Source organism: Halalkalibacter sp. HAAS-P013, assembly GCF_056619925.1.
Genome location: NZ_JBWQTU010000035.1, coordinates 1 through 19035, shown reverse-complemented (window position 1 = coordinate 19035; position 19035 = coordinate 1). Strand labels below are relative to the sequence as shown.

The window sequence follows — 19035 nt, the reverse complement described above, 5'->3', positions numbered from 1 at the left end:
GGGATTTGGACAGAACTACCAATCCTAATTATAAGGAGTTTTTTTGTGCCTTGAAACCATAAATTTCTACTTGAAACTACTTGACAAATTTTTAATAACTTTATGCAAAGCTAATGAATGAAAGTATATATTCTTAGAAGTTCATCAACACTCATTCCTATTTGTTCTTGAATATATTCATTGAAGGGAGTAAACCAATCTCTAATTCTATCCTCTACTTGTTCTTCATACGTAAGTGAATTGGTATTAAAATAATTCAAAAAAACTGGCATGCTTATTTTTCTAGCCTCTAACCAATGGTCATCTACACTGTCTATTTTTTCTCCGTCCCTTGGAAGAAATATTTCAGCATAACAATCAGTAATTTCATTAAGAATTGTTTTAATAAATTCTAATGGAGGTTCCTTTTTTGTCAAAATACTATTATCTTGTGTAGACAATAATAACCCAATTAAATATAAGTACTGTTTAAAAGGGGAATTCAATTGAGTTCTTTCGGAAATATTTTCATTTATATTAACTGTAATACCAAAATCAGTAGCAACAAACCCTATTAAATCTTCTGTATTAATATCTCTAAGTATTTCCTTTAAAGAATTAATTTTAGATTCTATTTCAGTATAAACGCCAACACTCATATAATAAGCACCTACCCCTATTAATCCAACTGATATATTGCTTATTATACTAGAAATTTTTAGTAAATGGTTGACTCAATGTTCTTCCTAAATCTGAATTAATCAGATTGATTAGGAAACGTTGGTCAGAAGAATGGCTACCTTGTTAAGCACTCAAAAAAATTAATGAGTACAACAAGTAGTCGTTCATTGTCCTGAATTGAACCGAGTTGTTGAGGGTTCCGCAGTATCACCTTGTTTGAACGTCTGGATTTCTCCAACAACGAACTTTCTACACATAAAGCTAGTCCTATGTGCGTTTGTCTATTCGTTGCTACCTGCACCGCAATGCACCTAGCTACCAAACCGAACTGTTAATGGTCGTTCTCACCTAGTAACCACAAGCAAACAAGGAAAGCTTTTAATGTGGCAACGGTAGAATTTATCTGCAACGGCTTCTACCTAGACCTTTCAAGGTTAGATTAACGTCGTATTAGTGGCAATCCACGACGGGAGAACCTGCATAGCTGCTAAAAAAAGCACTACTTAATAAGCCTTGCATACACGAATTTTTTTCGATAATATGTAAAGTAGCTAAACGTTTTATCCGTATTTAGTTAATATGGTTGTTTTAAGGTCACGCGTTGCACCGCGTGGCTTTTTCTTTTATCTTCTTTTCTTTAACACCTTCAAAGGTAAAAAATCCTTATGCCTTTCTCTAACGTCATTTCCGAAAAAGTTTACATAGGTCTTAACTATTTCCATACTTGTATGCCCTAGAATGGTCTGGAGTTCGAATATATTAGCCCCTTGTTGAACGCTTAGTTTTGCGAACGTATGGCGGAATGTATGAGGACTACAACGAACGTCTTTTATTTTGGCTTTCACCCCGTATATGTCGATTCGTTGTTGTACTGACCTAAGGTACATCTTCAGTAAGAAGATATACCCTTGTATTGAATCAAGTTACCACTACCCCGTGAAAACTTCTCCATCTGGATAACGAATACTTGATTTTTGAGCTTTTGCCAATGAAAAGGCTAATGTTAATGGACCAATTCTTCCTATAAACATCAAAACAATGATGATTTGTTTGCCAACATCTGATAATTCTCCAGTTAACCCCATTGATAATCCAACTGTCCCAAATGCAGAGAAGGCTTCAAATACAATCATGATAAACGGTGCATCTTCCGTAATCGTTAGCGCTAAAATGGTTAAAAACACTGCAAATAAACTAATAACAACAATTGCTAACGAACGAATTATCATCTGGTTTTTAATTGTTCGCTCAAACACTACCGTTTCGTTTCTTCCTCTTAAAAACGTTACAACCGCCATCACAATTACAATAAAAGTTGTAAGTTTAATCCCACTACCTGTTGAAGCACTCCCTGCTCCAATAAACATTAAAAGCAAGATAAAAACTATCGAGCCTGGATTCATACTACCAATGTCCAACGAATTAAAGCCAGCTGTTCTCGGTGTAACAGCTTGAAAATAGGATGCCCATAGTTTTTCTCCCATTTCTAGAGTGCCGAGCGTAGCAGGATTTGTGTATTCAAGCGTAAATATCAATAACATTGCAACAACATTTATAACTAGAGTCCCTGTAAGCATTAATTTAGTATGTAACGATAAACGATGAAATACTTTTGTATGCCATAAATCAGATAAAACAGTAAATCCAATACCACCTGTGATAAATAAAAAAGTAATTAGAATATTAACAACGGGGTCTCCAACATAACCCATCAAACTATCAGACCACAACGAAAATCCAGCATTATTGAATGCAGAAATCGTATGGAAAACACTTGTATATATTCCAAATGCCCAACCATACTCTGGGACCCAACGCATAGATAACAAGATTACTGCTATAAATTCCATTGAGATAGCAAAAATAAATAATATTTTAACAAGGCGAATGACACCACCTATAGATGTTTGATTAAATGCTTCTTGTACCAACATTCGCTCTTTTAAGCCAATTTTTTTCCCTAAGACAACAACAATTAATACAGCAAAAGTCATCAACCCTAATCCACCAATTTGGATAAGAATCATAATAACAACTTGTCCGAAAACCGTAAAATCCAGCCCCGTATCTAGTACAACAAGACCAGTTACTGTTGTTGCTGAAGTAGCAGTAAATAAAGCATCTAACCATCTAATTGGTTCTGCTGTTGCAATAGGCAACTTTAATAATAAAGTACCAATTACAATTGCTATAAAAAAACTTAATGCCAATATCTGCGGAGGTGACATTTGAATGTTTCGATGTAAAAAACCTCTTCTATCTAACATCGTTACATCCCTTCTTCTTCAAACCGTTTTAAGTCGGCTTTGTGTCCAATGACAATAAGTATATCTTTTTCATAAATCGTATCATCTGGCATTGGAGATACATTAATATCCTCACCACGTTTAATTGCCAAAATTGTACATCCAAACTTAGCACGAACATCTAAATCGATAAGTGTTGAATTATGTATTTTTCTTGTTGCAAGCAGCTCCACAATACTATATTCATCTGATAATTCGATATAATCGACAATTTTTTCAGAAACTATATGTTGTGCGATACGAATGCCCATATCTTGTTCAGGATGAATAATCCGGTCTGCTCCAATTTTATCAAGAACCTTGTGGTGGTAAACGTTTTGTGCTTTCACCCAGACATTTTCAACTTCCATTTCTTTTAATACGAGGGTAGTCAGTATACTCGATTGAATGTCATCACCAATGGCTACAATCACATACTCAAAATTGCGAATGCCAAGAGATTGTAATGATTTTTCATCTGTTGCATTGGCTATCACCGCATGAGTAGAATGGGATGCAAATTCGTTAACCTTAGTATCATTGTTATCAATGGCTAACACTTGATGCCCCATTCTATATAACTCTTTGCAAACACTTCCCCCAAAGCGCCCTAAGCCTATAACTGCAAATTGCTTCTTTTTTTCTGCCATTGTTTCCACTCCTTTTCCCAAATAAAAAAAGACCATCACAAATAATGGTCTAAAAAAGACCCTTCTCTCCAAGAATAACGCTGACGAGGTTAGCTGTCGGATTAGGGACTGAGAGTATCCCCTCTTACTTAGTAAGATTCACCCCAAAGGTGGTTTTTAACCACCAAAAATGGTTCCCCCGCTCTAAAAAAGATTAAGCGAATAAAAGGTTGAAATTGTATTTATTTATAAAAGAGAATTTACTCCTCTTTTATATTCTTGTCAATATATTCTTTCTGAGTGACGTATCAATTTTTTTCTAATAGATAGATTAAGGGTGATTCAATTTCAGTTTCCATTTGTATCTCCTTTTTTAATAAAATTTTTTGATTCGTCCCAAATACTAAATTTTATAAAGATAATGGGATGTTATCTTGATGATTTTTCATACGATTACCGTCTCCACTTTTTTGGAAAATCCTTGTAACATATTCCAACACATAATAAAACATGAAAAAGGGAAAAAAAACCCTTATATCTTTTACATGCTAGAAAAAAATGCTACCCCAGTTGGATAACACCTTAAAAGTTTCGGATATTTTGATTTTTATACCTTTTCATTAATTCCTTCCGTAATATCAAATACAAACAAATCTAGTAGTGGCTCTTGGTATCCTGCTACCTTTAAATGTTGCATCTCGTTAACAACTTCATAAAACTCATCACTTTCATCTAAGTTTAGTCGTTCTAGCCCCGCATTGGTCAAAGGTACCTTTGAAGCACTTTTTCGATACTCGTCCAAGCCCATTCTCCATATACGAACACTTTCTTTGTATTTACTTTTTAAATACTTTGCAATTGCTATACCGTTCACATCGATATCACCAGAATAGTAAATCTCCGCACCGCATTTAATTAACTTGTCTAATAGCAACATTCCAGAGAGTTTAAAATTCCCATGCGTACAGACGATAGGATACACTCCATCTATTTTATCTAAAATGCTGGAGTACACCCCGCTATTCTCTAAGACAAATACTTTCTTTCCTATTACCGGCTTTACTGTATCAATATGACGCAAAGCACGCAAAGGAATATTTTGAACAGATTCTTCTTGATTTGCCCAATACCACTGTTGCAACATTGCATCTTCCCTAAAAGCCACAAGCCCATAACAAGTCACAAAACTGTGCAAGTCATCCTTTTCTAAGCCTACCATTGCCAACAAATTCGCTTCGTCTTCCGCATTTAAATTGCTTCGGTAATCTCGGTCTTCTTTTTCGCAAAGCACCATCTCAATCGCCTGATAAAGCTTCTTATTTTTATCAAAAAAATGGGGATTCCCTGTGATTCTTTCCGCAAATAAAGGCAACTTTTCAAATTCCCCATCCGGCGGTAAATTTGATATTGCTCTTAGTATCACTTCAATTGAATCGTATTCTTGCTCATTATATAAAGCAATAAAACTAGAGGAGCCCTTTTCCTTTTCTAGTATTCTTCTAACAACTACTTGCGCGTAAGGATGATGATACCCTTCCCTTAACTTCCTGAAGAACGCATTTTTCTTTTCTTCTTCCCGACGTTCTCTTTCTTTTTTTGGTATAATAGATTCTTTCGTTATTAACTCAACTATCTCGTATAATGTAATTTCCTCGAACTTTGAACCAATCAATCTATTTTCAAACTTTGATAAAGAAATGGTAATTGTTTTTCCACCATAAGCTATCCCCATCCACGATTCGATTGCGGTCCTTTCCTCATCCGAAGGGGCTATTTTCACAGACCCGCTTACATATCCCAAAGACTCTATTTTGCTTTTAAAAAGAGAGAAAAGGCGAGAAAACGCCTTCCTCCCAAAATACTCTTCTACTTCCCTTATAAAACCTTTATCCATCACCACCATACCCCCTATGTTCTAACCGAATCAAACAACGAATCTTGAATCGGGTCTCCGCTCAACTTGTCATCTTCATCTATCAAGACACCTTTACTGATTAAAACTTCCTCATTAATTTCCAGTGTTTTTCCGTCCCATCTCCAAGGCTCAGAACACACGAACCTCGCTACCTTATCATAGCTTAAACGAAAGATGTTGATTCCTGAAACGGTAGGATAATCTGCCCACAACGCTTGTGATGTGAGAATATAATTAAAACCTAACCTCTCCATCAAAGAGAACATTTCAGATATGTTTTCTTCATCCACCCCTGCAAATGCTTCATCTAAGGCAATGATATAAGGAGCATCCGGCGAAGAAGCACTGTACTTAGAATAAGCAGCAGAGAATAATGGAATATAAATAGCCATCGCTTTCTCTCCACCACTTAGGATGTTGAGGTTCTTCTCATCCAATGTTTTTTCCTTTTGACCCTCTAGGGTATACAGTATTTTAAACTTGTACCAATCGCGATAATCCAGTACTTGCTTTAAGGCTTGTTCCAGGTTTTCTAAGTCGTCTTTATTGTTTTTTTTGTCTAATCGTTCTTTCGCTAAGGCTATTTTACTCATAAAGTGCTTACTCAAGGCTTCGATATCAATATCTTTCAAGGTACCAAAGTCTCTTCCTAAGAGCTCCACTAATTTTGTAGTAGTTAAATGGTCCTCAGAATTTTTATCTGTTTTGTCTATAGGTTCCCACGTTAATCGTAATTCAATGGAGTTGTTTAGCGACTTCATGAAAGCATTAATATCGTCTTTCCATGATTTCGCCTTAGTGATTAAATACTTTATTTTTTCTCCTACTCCCTGAATCATTACGTTTTTGATTAAGTTTTCCTCATCCTTCTTCAATACAGAACGTTGTTTTTCTTCTAATTCTCTTAAATAGTTGTGGAATTCTTTCGGGTTTTTCTTCGAGCCTTGTACAGGAATAATGACATTTAAACGTTTCCTCTCCGAATTAATTAATTGCACTCTGTCTTTTTTGCCTTCGAACTCTCCCAATGACAACTCCGTACTTCCAGACACCATTTCACGAGAGGTTGGCGGATAGCCCTCTAAATCTTTAGACTTAAAATCGTGGACTGCATTGTGTAGTTGCTTGTATGCCTCTAACACATCCGTTTCTTCTGCATACTTACTAGCCAAAGATTCCAGCGTACCCTCGTATTCTATATGATTCATTTTCAAATCGAAACCAAATACTTCCTCCCGAATAATCAATTGTCTATGTAAAAAGAGCAACTCTTCCTTTGCCTCAGATATCACTTCACTGGTTCGATTTATCGCCTGTTCAACGGTTGGTTGTTCTCCGATTTTCTTTTTTTGTTCATCCCCCAAATCTTGTATAAGCTTTCGTAACTTTATAATGTCTTCTTCAATCTTCTCAATGCCAGCTTCCTTTAGCATTTCTTCAATGTTTTCTAAGTTTTTTACAAGGATTTTAATGTCACTGTCCAAGACATTTATTTCTCCTTTTAATTCTATTAAACCCTGTTCAGTATCTTCGTAGTTTAGTTGGGCAGATACTGATTCCGATTTCTTGTGTTCAAACTTTAAAAATAATTTCTCCATAGATTGAACTTTTCCACCATATTCATTCGTAGCTATTTCGATTAATTCTTTAATGGTTTTTGCATCCTTTGTACCTTCTAAGAATTCACTAATTTGGATTCTCTCTATGCGTTGTTTTTCATAACTCTTCGCTAAATCTTCATGAGCTTCTTGCAACTTCCCTTTTCTCTTATCAAATTCATTTTTTTGCACTAGCTTTTGTTCTTTCAACGTTCTATTTTCATCTAAACCTTCCATTGTAGGTCTGCCTTCATACTCTTCTAACAATTTTTGCATTCTACCTTTTACTTCTTCGTTTTGTATTTCCCACGAATCAATTTCCCCTTTCAACAATTCAATTTCAAGAAGAATTTCCGCCATTTTATTCTCTCTGTGCCTTCTTCTTGCTTCTTTTCCAATAAAGGAAGCTTGTTCTTGTTTTACTGCATTACCTTTAAGCAACCCATGTTGATAATTTCCAGAGGTAGTTACATATGTTGTATTTTCTAACTCTTCCAAAGATATACTTTTCAATACAGAACAAATATCTTTTTCTGCAACTTGGGAATTTTCCGGAACTACTGGCTTCAGAACACTAAATAGCGTCTTCGTTTCTCCATCATTCTCCTTGGGCATAACAACGGCATCGTTTTCCCCTACATTTTTCGCTTCAGCAACAGGGATTATCAATGCATCCAACAGTCCTGCATCCAACAAAGCCGACTCTACTCTTTCTTTTTCCTTATCGGATAACACATCCTTAAATTCAACAGCTTCATAAAACGGGACAAAAGGTATATTTTTTTCTGTCAAAGCCAAACGATTTTCCACCGTCTCTTTCCGACGGAAAAAGGGTGCTACTTCTTTCTGTTTTTGTAATTCTTCCAGTACGCTTTCCCAATCTTTTATTTTATTTTCTAAATGCTCAATATTCACTTTATTATTAAGAACTTCTTCTTTTAACGGTTCAATTAAACGCTCTTTCTGTTCATATAACTCTTTCTCGATGTATTTAGGTGTCATATCTTTGAAATCAAATAAGTTTTCCACGATTTCCATAACGTCACTTATCTCACTTTGAGAAAGAGAGTATTCCTCATTGGATTGCACCCATTCTCGAAAATCTTCCTTGAATTTCCTCTTTATGGAAGCGAACTCTTCACTAATCCTTGTCAGTTCTCTCTCTATTTGTTCGATATTTGACTCTACCTCACGCATTTCCTCTTTCTTTTCTTTCAATAAACCGTAAACTCTTTCTTCTTCTTGTATAGCTTCCAATACGTTTTTTAAGCTTTGAACATGACTATTTAATCTTGAAACCCAAACACCAAAGTATCCCTTATCTTTCCTATAGTTGGAAAGATTTTCTTTCGCCATCGACAAATAGGATTCCCCTTCGAAAAATTGGACTTCTGTTGCCAAATCCCCAAGTTCATCAATGATTTCTTTGATTTCTTTCTCATACTCGTCACATAATTCATTTGCCTTATCTATATCTTTCTTATATGCATTCAATTTCTGTTGATTTCTCTCATACTGGTCATTTTTTCCTTTGAGGTCACTTACTTTTCTTTTCTTTTCTTGCTCTTTATTTTGCTTTTCATTGTTTAACGAACGGACCTCAGATGTTTCCAACAAATCTAACTTGGTCTTGCTTGTTCGTAGTTCTATATCTATATCCGTTAACCGCTCTTCAACACCTTTTAACTTTGCTTTTTGCGTAATGAGTTTCTTTTCCGCTGAATCTTTTTTTACCATCATTTCGCGTTGTTCGTGTAGCGCCTCCAGATACCGGTTCGCAGCATTTCCTAACATGGCTTTTTGATAACCAAGGTAATCCTCTAGTAAGGAAGAAGATAATTCTAGTGAAATTTTTGTTTTCTCCAGTTTACGGTTATGGTCATCAATATCCTTAATAGTGTTGGATATCATAGAAAATTCAGAGGAAGGCAACTCTTCCAGTGAATTTTTTAAAGCATCATACAGAACATCCGGCTTCATTTCTTTGGATAACTTAGGAGAACGGATTTGGATTAATAACTTGGTAAGTTCTTTTAACTGGCTTACGTTATTAAATTGAAACACTTGCTTATTTACTTCATCAGCATAATCTCTCTGTGTTGTTACAAACTTACCGCATTTCAATTCTTCTATTTGATTTTTCAACTCCTCTTTGGAGAGAGGAACAAACTCTTCTAATCCATCCGCATTATATCCAATGCTTTTAGTCAACGAAAAACCCTTTCCTATCTCTTTTCCTTTAATAACAAATCCCCAAAAGTCATTTCTTGACTCATCAATAGCTCGTAATCCAATTCCTGTCGTTATAATTTCACCCGTCTTCATCTTTTTGTACGTCAGATACAAATAAGCAATCCTACCTTTGTCAAGCTCATCATTAGTCTTTAAATAGTCTCCAATTTTTCTTTTCCCTGAACCAAACGGGTCAATTCTCGATGGATGCGTATTTCCATCCAATAATAAAGGTATAATGGACTGCATAGAAACGGACTTCCCTTGCCCATTTTGTCCACCGAACAGAATGTTCCCCTTATGAAATGGATAAACCTCATTTTCATACACCCAAAAATTAACAAAACCCACCAAGTAAGGTTCTAAACGATTACTTCTGTCATGTGCTTCTACTACCATTTTATTTCCCCCTAATGTTTTCTGTATCGATATAATCCCTTAAGTCAGCGTCGTATTCTCCTACAGTTCGTATCATAGATGGGTAAATGGTTATTTTCATCGTTGCATCATCATACGATGCCAACTTCCAGCTTGTCATATAATCTAATATAATTTGTTTAAATTTAGAGAAAGGCGTTTTGTCTCGCATGGAACTAGACCAGCCTAGACTAAAATGTTGGATAACGTCCTTTAATAAATCTTCAAATCGACTATTCTCCAAAACTAATAATCCAAAAGGTTTTTCTTCTCTTAAAAGACCTACTATTCTATAAGCAATCTGAGACACGATATACGATTCGTGCTTTCTACTAGGATGTTGTTGAAGGTTTAATCGCCTAACATCTTGAACTAAACAAATGCAATTATACATGCGTTCAAGTCGGAAAAAAGTATATAACTCAATCTGTTGCTTTACATCTTCGTAATTGTATTTATCATTTAAGTACTGCATTTCTTCCTCTGACAATTCATCAAAAAAGAGTACGGATTCAAAATACAATTTACGAAACAAAGAATGCCTTACATTTTCCTTATCCAAACCATCCAACAACATTTCTTCTGTTGTTTCAAAAGAATCAATTTTTTTAGAGAAGTTTCGAAATTGATAACGTATCAAGGAAGTTGATTGGTAAAGAACCTCTCCTTCTTCTGACTTTTCAAAACTAGACAACTCTCCGTCCAATAATTTAATCAACCCTGTTTCTTGTGCCCGAAGTAACGCTCTTGAAAAGCTTTCTCTCTGGTGCTTGACCTTCCAATCTACTTCATAAATAAGATTTCCTTCGTCTTTGCCTAACAAAAATATTTTTACATCCTCAATTATGGAACTTAATAAAAAACCATCTTCAAATGACTTTGTTTCTAGTATAGAGAACAACGCCATTAAAAAGACGTAATCTAACTCGTTTTTAAAAGATTGGACACCCATCCAATCTCGACTAAAAAATGGAATCTTCTCAAGTTTAGCCGTTTCACTATCAAGTTTTAATCGATAACCAAAATTAGTTACCATGTACTTACGAATCATTTTTTCACTACTTAATATCTCTCGAAATACTTCCGGATTATCTTTTCTTTGCACTAGAAAATTTTCTAACAAGGCTTCTATACCTAGTTGTAACCCCTTATTTTCTTCACTCATCATATCTTTCACCCTCAACGACAAATTCGATATCGAATCCTCTTAATGCTCCATCCTTACAAGGAATTGTCACAACTTCCTTTGAACGATAATTAGCTTTAAGCGTTAACCCTGTTTCCGTTCGAAATGTGTTTTTCTTTGTTTTACCTAGCCTCATATTGGTTGTTCTCATAATCCATTTCAATAACACTTTTCTTTGGAAAGGCTCTAAAGGCTCTTTTATTTCAGAGAGTATAATTTTTCCTTCTTTAATTAACTCTTTCATTTTTCTCTCTTCTTCTCTTTTTTTCTCTAAGCTCTCCATGACCCTTCGTTGACGCTCTAATTTGTTGTTTTTTATAACAGAAGCTTTCGTTTTTCCTTTTGGTCCTCGGTTACTCATGTTAGGGGTTTGATAGGGTTTAATGTCCGTATTCCAAATTTCATCCGCATTAGAGTATTGACCATCTTCATTCAGTGATATTTCTTCCGTTACATGTAATGAACGGGAATGAGAAGTTCCAAAAGCAGCCGCATACAATTCATGAGCATTCTTTAAAGATGAACTATCGATAAATTTTTTCGCCAACGCCTGATAATCGGTAACTCTATTTTGCGTATTGGTCATGGAATCAGATAATCTATTTGCATAGGTGACGATTAGACGAATGGCTTCTTTCGTTTTGTCACTTAGAACTTCTATATCACTTGTCCCGCCCTTTGTACCTAGAAACCACGTTTTAAGCTCCACCCATTTATTTTTAAGAGAAATCTTTAATTTTTCCTCGGAGAAATCCTCGTATAGAATACTATTCGGCTTATTTGCTTCAATCAGTACATCGATGTACTTGTCAACATGTGCTTCATCGATTTCGTTTATTAGTTTATAAATTTTATACTTCACTCTATCTAATTCCGAAATGTACGTTCCTAAATACTGCATAAACGTATCTTTAAAATTCAAGAATAGTTCTGTATTAAACAAATTAGCTCTTTCCGCTTCCTGAATATGAAATAAATAATTTGTTGCGTTTGTCCGCAAGGTTTTATGCGTTTCAAAAACATTCATCCATATTTCTGAAGCCTTGTCTGGCGGAGCATACACCGCATCAATGTCTTTAAATGTTTCTAAAAACTTAAACAGTCTACTAAACTGTCTGCTATCCAAACTTCCCATAAGTTTTTCATCTAAATCATCAATCCTTAGCAATAATGCATCTACTTCTAATCCTAAATCGGTAATTTGATATAGATAGCGTTTCTTCTTAAATTCTTCAATCGTCATACCACTTTGCTTTTCTTGTCTGGATTTGATGACTTCCCAAGTCTCTAATTGATTCAAAGCCTCTTGTAAGTTAGTCTCCGTATATTCATCATTAACAACCTCATTTTCTTTAAGCATACGAAAAACATCCGATAGAGTCGTGTTGTAATGCTCAAAACCCATATGTTTGTTGTATAGATACCTTACAATCGGTCTATAAATATAGGAATTAGGTTCCGTTGCATATTTCAAAGCCACAACGGAGTCCAAGTGGTACTTATTCATTCTTCCACCTCCCAAGCCAAGTCTTGGCTTAAAATACATTAAAATTTAATTTGCTTTAGCCAGACAACTTTTGATTATCCATTATCAATAATTTATTCCTCGTACTTTTTTAACATTTTAGTAATAATTTCTTTAACCTCATCCCTTAGCACCTTGGGTGAAAGAACTTCTACCCTATCCCGCTGTCCTAAAATCCAAAACAAAATTCCTTTAGTTCCAAGTACATTAATTTCAAAAATGCTCATATCCTCGTCATTAGAATTTACTTTGTTTACAATAGGAAAGGTCCGATAAACGTATTCATCTACAGACCTATCAACTTTCAACTTAACAATAACTTCCTCACCACTATACATATTATAGGATTGGTTACTATACTTACCCGGCTTAAAATAATCACTAGACTTATTCAATTGAAATCTCTCATCTAAAATCTGAATTTTTTCTATTTTGTCTAAGCGAAAAGGTGTAGGTTGGTCAAAATTCTTTCCTACAAAATTAGCCAATAAATAAAATTGATGGTCATGAAAATTAATAGTTAGAGGCTTTACCCTCCTCTCTTTTATTTCATTAGCTTTTTTATAAAGGAATGTAATTTGTTTTTGTTCAAGAATTGAGTAAAATAAATCATTTAATTTCTCTCTTGTATTTTTTTTCTGAGCTGTTGAATAATGGTAGTTATAACTTCGGAAGAATTTGTTAAGCTTCTGTTGCTCCTCCAAAGGAAACAAACCTATCAACTTCTTCTCAATTTCAAGTCTTTCTTCCTTAACTAACGAACGACTTTGGTAAAGCAACATTAGTAAAATTAGGATGTCACCCGACTTTAAAAACTCATTTTCTTTCTCAAGATAATATGTATTGTTTTTCACATTATAGGTAATAGCATTCTGTTGCTGCTCAAGTACGATTCGAAGATTCTTTATATCATCCTTAATTGTCTCTGAGTGCTTACCGTATTCAAATGATAAATTAGAGATATTTATGTTTTCCCCAGTTAGTAGGCGAATATATATATCAACAATACGCTGCTGGGATGAGTACTTTGATTTATCACCTATAGTCAAATTTTCACATCCTTATATAGTGAAATGAGGATTAACTACTTAAGGTCACGCAACCATTTTTTTACAATTCTGTAAAAACCTCTTCTTTTATAGTATAACCTAGAGCCACAGCGTATTACACTGTACCTCTCCATCATAATAAAAATAATCTATTTTAATGAAATGCGTTTATACTACTTAAGATACTTCGTATTATTATAAAGAAAATAGAAAAAGGACGATTGTATTAACATTTTAAAAATTCGCACATAATCGGATATCTTGATAAGTTATGAGATTAAAACACAAAAAGCCACCTATATTAGTGGCTTTTTTAGAAAATATTATATACATATCAGAATTTAGGATTATTTAACTAGAGAGTGATATTCAGATATTTTCTTAGTTCTAATTTAATTGAATATTCAATTGTTTTATACTCATCTTCTTAACGTAATTCCTATCGACAATACTGTACCTGTACCGAGGTTAAAACTACTGTACTCCTATCGAGAGGCATGCTGGACTTGTATCGAGGTTATACTACTGTACTCTGTCGAGGTATGCTGGACTGCCTTGTGGCTATACTATTTGACAAGTAAATAGGCTTATCTTTTAGAAACTCCCTATGATTCTTCTCTATATTCTCCCAAAACTTCTTATTCAAGTAATACCTCATTACATCGATTCTCGAATGATTGATGAAAGGACTGACGATGAGAGAAACCAGTTCTTTTTTAGTGAATTGACGCTTTTCCCCATTGGTTTCGACCTTAAACTTGCTTCTAATATTCTTTAAAACATTATCGAACTTACCTCTAAGCTTTGAGTCTTGGGCTGCTATTGCGTCTAAATGAGCTTGAAGTTCCTTTTTAGACTTATGCAAAAGATAAAATGCCTCCTCTTGAGCAAAACCTTTTCTAGCTCCATGAGAAGTAACACGATTATCAATTTTCCCTTCCTTATAAAGTTCATCACTGACTTGTTTGATTAAACCAGATAAATGTTTTCTCATATTATCTATCGATTTATCTTGTCCAGCTTTGTCACCTAATTGATACGGCAAATGTATCATGGGTGCTCCTGCACTTTTTCTATCGCCATTTACTTTCATTGTTAATTTTGTAAAATGGTCAATGGCTTCAGGACGCAAGAATCCAAAATTATCCTTCCCTCCTTTATCACCATAGCTGGTCAAACTTCCTTCTTCTTTGTTGAAATCTCCTGCTTTATGTCTTAACTGTGCGTTTATACGCCTACCGGATACAAATTCTCCCCATAATACATCAGCAGCTACTTGAGCCCCATGCGATTTCATTTCTCTTAATCTTGCACACACCTCTTCTACGTCTTTTCTACTTGCTGCTTCCACAGTTGTTTCTTTAGCTTTTCTATATACTTTTTCATCATTTAATTTCTTTGAAAGTCTCTCTTTCTTTGGAAATTTAAACTGGTACTGATATTCACCAGATTCGACCATAGATTCATTAAAGGCATGCATCGCATCGTCTAATGCTCGAAGATGATAAGCAATACTCTTATTTCCTTCTTTAAATTCCTGGATTCTTTCATCGTAATATTGAAAGTAATCCTTGGCTTTTATTCTCGATGGGTTTTCTACTCCCCATTTTTCTTCCATGTAATTATACATAGTATGTAATTCAAACTTATATTTATCGACGGTTCCACGAGCTAAACCGCTATCACTTTCTTGTTTTCTCTTTGAAAATCCCGTTATTTGTTCTGTTTTCATCCAATCAAAAACTGCATCTAGTTTAGTATAATCCAAACAATTCACCCCCAAAAATAAAAACAAGGAAAACATCTGGAATATTATAGTGGATATTCTAAAGTTGTGGGGAAATAATTGAGTTAAAGATATAAATAAACGGAGAATTAAAGTAGCAATTATTCTATTATTAATGATAATTAAATACATAAAATCGATAAAATAAAAAAAGTCTCATGTACTAAAATGTACATGAGACAAAACTATTGTTAATCCATTGAGTTTTCTTACGTCTATTTCAACCTTTTAAAATGAAATTCACCATCATTTTTCGATTTGTAAACTTCAACAATATCTGACATTATTAATAAATTTATAAAAGTCATTTTGTTGTCCTGAAACACTCTAAATGCTTTAATAGCTATATCCTCTTCTTCTGGAAGTACAGCATTATAATATCTAACATTTACGTATGCTAAAAGAGTAGCCCAGTTTGATTCTACTTTTCCAATTTCATAGTCATTTTTAATAGTTTCTTCTAATGCTTTTACAACAATATCGTAAAATATATCTAACCCTGAAGCTTCCAGCATAAGTTCTTTTGGTGTTTTTACCTCTTCAGTACTATACATTTTTTCTTCATCCCTTCAAAAAATCAATAATAGTTTCAATCCTACCATTATTGTTCTTAAACTACAAATCAATGACACTATTCTGATTCCAACATATAATTTACCTATCTATTTAAAATTCCTCATGTCACTTTAACCCTTAAGAGCTCAAGCAACACAAAGATTATTAAAAACATTCAAAGGCAAGGAAAGTAGTTATTGTCACAAAAATCGCGTGACAAAAACTACCTTGGTCGAAGAATGGTTCAGTCAGACTACAGGGTTACATAAACTTTCTTGGAGAACCTTCGGTTCATCCTTTGAAAGGTTTATTCCACCCTTCCGACTGACGAAACCTTCTTCTCCAAAGTTCAAGACCTTTCATCTGCTTAGTGGCAGATGAAACCCAAAACCCTCAACGAGTATCCGTAAGCGGATTCTCGTTGCATTTCTTTTTTCGCCATTTGGCCCTCGACATAAATGTCTTCGTCCCAAATACCTTAAAAGAAATGTTGTAACCATAATCATTCTTAGGATGTATTGAAGCGGGTTCCGCGCACTATCAATATTGTCAGATAGCACCATCACCATTGCCAGCAGAGTACCGTATCGTTCATACAATGTCCCTACATAGAATTTTTCTATGCACGAACATTGTATGAATTCCAAGTGAAGCACTCAACTGTTGCGATAGCCAATTCGTAATTTCTGCACTTGACTGAGCCTATAGGTGCACTACTCCTATAACCCTCCCCTACCCTATGCATGGGTTTTCGCGGGGTAAAACGTCTGGTTTATTTTTAGAAACCAACAAAAACTATAAAACTCTGAAATGTAACTAGTTAATACCGCGTTATTTTATAGAGCGACCGGCAACACTCGTTTTAGTTACACTCCAATACATCTCGGTTTTTAAAAAGCAAAACTCCTTTCAAAATTTTTCGTACCAATGACTAGGCAATAATTTAAATACTCTTCGTTCTTCCTCATTTCCGTATTCCGAATCTACGTGTGTTCTACAGTTCGATTCCCTTCATCTGCGGTGAATACCAAAATGACTTGTGTTTAACATTCTCCTTTCTTAAAATGTTTTACGCGACATAAGTTGCGACTACTATTCAATTGTTTTTGTCTTTCCCCTATTAAACCTTCGGTTCATCATTCTCTCCTCCTAGCTACTTTGCTATTGATATTTTGTTAGTTTTTGGGTAATGCTGTGAAGAATCTTTGTCCTTCGATGTTTCTAATGTCATGATTTGTACAAAACAAAACATCATTTTCTTAATAGATAGTAAGTTGGTTCAAAATCACTTCTGGTTAGGGTTCTTTTTCACTCCTTTCATTCAGTTTTTTAATACTAGGTGTTGCAAATACTAACTGAATTCTCACTAAAATCTCCTCCTCATATAAATGTTTTGGAATACCATACACCACGAGATGTTTGATATTTTTCGAACGCCAATAGACGAGTTCGCAAATAAAATTAATACTAAAAGCAGGTTATCTCCGTCTCATAAAAATGATTGGAATATAGATTCATCACAAAATGAACTATAATGTGTAAGTCACAAGAACAAACACGATTAAAACTACTAATGCTACAAAACCTTTGAACAAACAATGCTACAAAACATTGATAGATAAACCACCACAAGATGATTTAAAGTGAATTAAATGTTGGGTTCAACACAAGAAGAACGCCAAGGTTCAACGGGCACGAGCCAGATAAAAATTACGTTGATATGATAATTCTTATATATTCTACGACATTTCCAGAAAATGTGTTATAACTGTTAAAATTTAATATTTATTATTGCTTTTCAAGGAGGTCGATATAATGTCGTTAGAGTTTTTTAAAGACAAAAAAAGTCCTGATTTGATGATAAAAGAAAGGGACTTAGCTGAGATTTATCCAGATATCATTTATGAATTATCTTTTAAAGACATCGAGAAGTTTATTGTGAAGGATGGAGAAAAATTAACTGACGAAGAAATAGAAAAAAGAAATCCTCTTAGGGTGAATCACACAAGGAAAGATTTAGGAGGAAACCAAATCGAAATGCCAGTTTTGGATTCAGATGTTTTATTGCCGTACACATACCAACAAGAAGGTCATGACGGGAAAGTTTTAGGAACGTATCTTTCGTTTAATCTATATGCAAATTATGAAATTGAGTATCGTAAAGCTAACTTGACGAAAATTACTATGTTAGAAGGCAAGAAAGTTCTAAACAAAAACGAGGAAATGCATCTCAAACCAGTTATCGAGAATAGGACAGAGTATCATTTCCGATATGGTTTAAAAGATGAAAATGACCCAGAAAAAGGTAAGCAGTGGATATATATGAGCGATGTTAATCTTTTCGAGGAGAAACGTAGAGAAATTGAAGTGAATCAACGTTCTAACGAAATTATTCAAATCACTAAAAATCATTTAAAATATAGAGCTACTTTTGAAAAAGACATAGAAAAATTCAGAGAAGACCATGGTTTCGAAAGAGCCAAAACTCATATTAAAAATGTCTTGAAAAATATTGAAGATTATCACGATATCAAGAATGTTCTTTGTGAAATATCAGACGATGAAATGTTTTTTATTAAACAAGATATTCAAGATTTAGCTGATATAGTGAGTGATTATTCAACATACATTGAACAACAGGTCGAACCACACGAGAAAGACGCGGAATTATCCACTGTGAAATTACATTTCATGAAGTTCTTAACAAGAGAAAAGTATCGCGTTAGAAATGGTCAATTACTTCGTAACGCAGCTAGAAGTTTTGCTTTAACTCAACAGGCTACTCAAAGTAGAAAACAAGAAAGCAAAAATCAGTTAGAAAGAATGGCTCTTTTGTATGCTAGTAAGAAGAACAAATCAGTTGTTGATATTAATGGTCAAAGTTTCAATGATTTCGTTAAAGATGAACAGAAGAAGAAGAAATAGGGTGCAAATAACGGGTTCAGTTTTGGTAGGGAAAATGCTAATTCACAGATTATTTATTATATTTAGGTTAGATTGGTAAATTACTAAAATATAAAAGGACTGCACATTTTAGATATGTCTAATATGTGCAGTCCTTAATTTTATTTGTTATTGAACTAACGCTCGCTTATATACAGTATCAGGTTCCGAAACATTGATATGGTGCACCTTTTATCTTTGTTTACATGAAACCGTAGATAAGCGTTTAAGGGCTTGACTTGGAGCCTCTGTGGG

The 19035-nt window shown here is 34.3% G+C and carries 11 protein-coding genes, 1 pseudogene and 1 riboswitch; of the genes and pseudogenes, 1 reads left to right on the top strand and 11 read right to left on the bottom strand.

The genetic code is table 11. The features are described from left to right. Positions 1-110: 110 nt before the first annotated feature. The 11 genes and pseudogenes from AC1FXP_RS22930 to AC1FXP_RS22880 form a co-directional block, all read right to left on the bottom strand. On the bottom strand, positions 111-638 hold the full coding sequence (locus AC1FXP_RS22930) for a hypothetical protein (protein ID WP_480064245.1): 528 nt from the start codon (positions 636-638) through the stop codon (positions 111-113). 645 nt (positions 639-1283) lie between these two features. Then, positions 1284-1577 (bottom strand): annotated as a pseudogene (locus AC1FXP_RS22925) (tyrosine-type recombinase/integrase); the annotation flags it as partial. A 12-nt stretch (positions 1578-1589) separates the two neighbouring features. Continuing rightward, the gene (locus tag AC1FXP_RS22920) at positions 1590-2927 is read right to left on the bottom strand and encodes a TrkH family potassium uptake protein (protein ID WP_480064244.1); all 1338 of its coding nucleotides are present in this window, start codon (positions 2925-2927) and stop codon (positions 1590-1592) included. Positions 2928-2929: 2 nt separating this feature from the next. After that, positions 2930-3595 carry a potassium channel family protein gene (locus AC1FXP_RS22915; protein WP_480064243.1) on the bottom strand — a complete coding sequence of 222 codons (666 nt, stop codon included), beginning with the start codon at positions 3593-3595 and terminating at the stop codon, positions 2930-2932. A gap of 63 nt (positions 3596-3658) precedes the next feature. Continuing rightward, a riboswitch (cyclic di-AMP (ydaO/yuaA leader) is annotated at positions 3659-3805 on the bottom strand. Between the two features lie 376 nt (positions 3806-4181). Continuing rightward, positions 4182-5468: a TIGR02679 domain-containing protein gene (locus AC1FXP_RS22910; RefSeq protein WP_480064246.1), complete on the bottom strand. Its 1287-nt coding sequence runs from the start codon at positions 5466-5468 to the stop codon at positions 4182-4184. Between the two features lie 14 nt (positions 5469-5482). Continuing rightward, a complete protein-coding gene (locus AC1FXP_RS22905) occupies positions 5483-9718 on the bottom strand; it encodes a TIGR02680 family protein (RefSeq protein WP_480064242.1) in 4236 nt (1411 codons plus the stop codon). Position 9719: 1 nt separating this feature from the next. Continuing rightward, complete coding sequence (locus AC1FXP_RS22900) at positions 9720-10904, bottom strand: TIGR02678 family protein (protein ID WP_480064241.1); 1185 nt, start codon at positions 10902-10904, stop codon at positions 9720-9722. Beyond that, a complete protein-coding gene (locus AC1FXP_RS22895; RefSeq protein WP_480064240.1) occupies positions 10894-12429 on the bottom strand; it encodes a TIGR02677 family protein in 1536 nt (511 codons plus the stop codon). The genes AC1FXP_RS22900 and AC1FXP_RS22895 overlap by 11 nt, the downstream gene beginning before the upstream one ends. Before the next feature lie 92 nt (positions 12430-12521). After that, on the bottom strand, positions 12522-13496 hold the full coding sequence (locus AC1FXP_RS22890; protein WP_480064239.1) for a helix-turn-helix transcriptional regulator: 975 nt from the start codon (positions 13494-13496) through the stop codon (positions 12522-12524). Between the two features lie 517 nt (positions 13497-14013). Further along, positions 14014-15264 (bottom strand): hypothetical protein, encoded by a 1251-nt coding sequence (locus tag AC1FXP_RS22885; protein WP_480064238.1) that lies wholly within the window; start codon positions 15262-15264, stop codon positions 14014-14016. A 233-nt stretch (positions 15265-15497) separates the two neighbouring features. After that, entirely contained in the window at positions 15498-15836 is a 339-nt protein-coding gene (locus AC1FXP_RS22880) for a hypothetical protein (RefSeq protein WP_480064237.1), read from the bottom strand. A gap of 1816 nt (positions 15837-17652) precedes the next feature. Here AC1FXP_RS22880 and AC1FXP_RS22875 point away from each other — a divergent pair. Next, a complete protein-coding gene (locus AC1FXP_RS22875) occupies positions 17653-18762 on the top strand; it encodes a hypothetical protein (protein ID WP_480064236.1) in 1110 nt (369 codons plus the stop codon). Positions 18763-19035: the final 273 nt, after the last annotated feature.

Coding starts and splice junctions, on each gene's coding strand:
- AC1FXP_RS22930 (WP_480064245.1), bottom strand. CDS start 638: ATGAGTGTTGGCGTTTATACTGAAATAGAATCTAAAATTAATTCTTTA.
- AC1FXP_RS22920 (WP_480064244.1), bottom strand. CDS start 2,927: ATGTTAGATAGAAGAGGTTTTTTACATCGAAACATTCAAATGTCACCT.
- AC1FXP_RS22915 (WP_480064243.1), bottom strand. CDS start 3,595: ATGGCAGAAAAAAAGAAGCAATTTGCAGTTATAGGCTTAGGGCGCTTT.
- AC1FXP_RS22910 (WP_480064246.1), bottom strand. CDS start 5,468: ATGGATAAAGGTTTTATAAGGGAAGTAGAAGAGTATTTTGGGAGGAAG.
- AC1FXP_RS22905 (WP_480064242.1), bottom strand. CDS start 9,718: ATGGTAGTAGAAGCACATGACAGAAGTAATCGTTTAGAACCTTACTTG.
- AC1FXP_RS22900 (WP_480064241.1), bottom strand. CDS start 10,904: ATGATGAGTGAAGAAAATAAGGGGTTACAACTAGGTATAGAAGCCTTG.
- AC1FXP_RS22895 (WP_480064240.1), bottom strand. CDS start 12,429: ATGAATAAGTACCACTTGGACTCCGTTGTGGCTTTGAAATATGCAACG.
- AC1FXP_RS22880 (WP_480064237.1), bottom strand. CDS start 15,836: ATGTATAGTACTGAAGAGGTAAAAACACCAAAAGAACTTATGCTGGAA.
- AC1FXP_RS22875 (WP_480064236.1), top strand. CDS start 17,653: ATGTCGTTAGAGTTTTTTAAAGACAAAAAAAGTCCTGATTTGATGATA.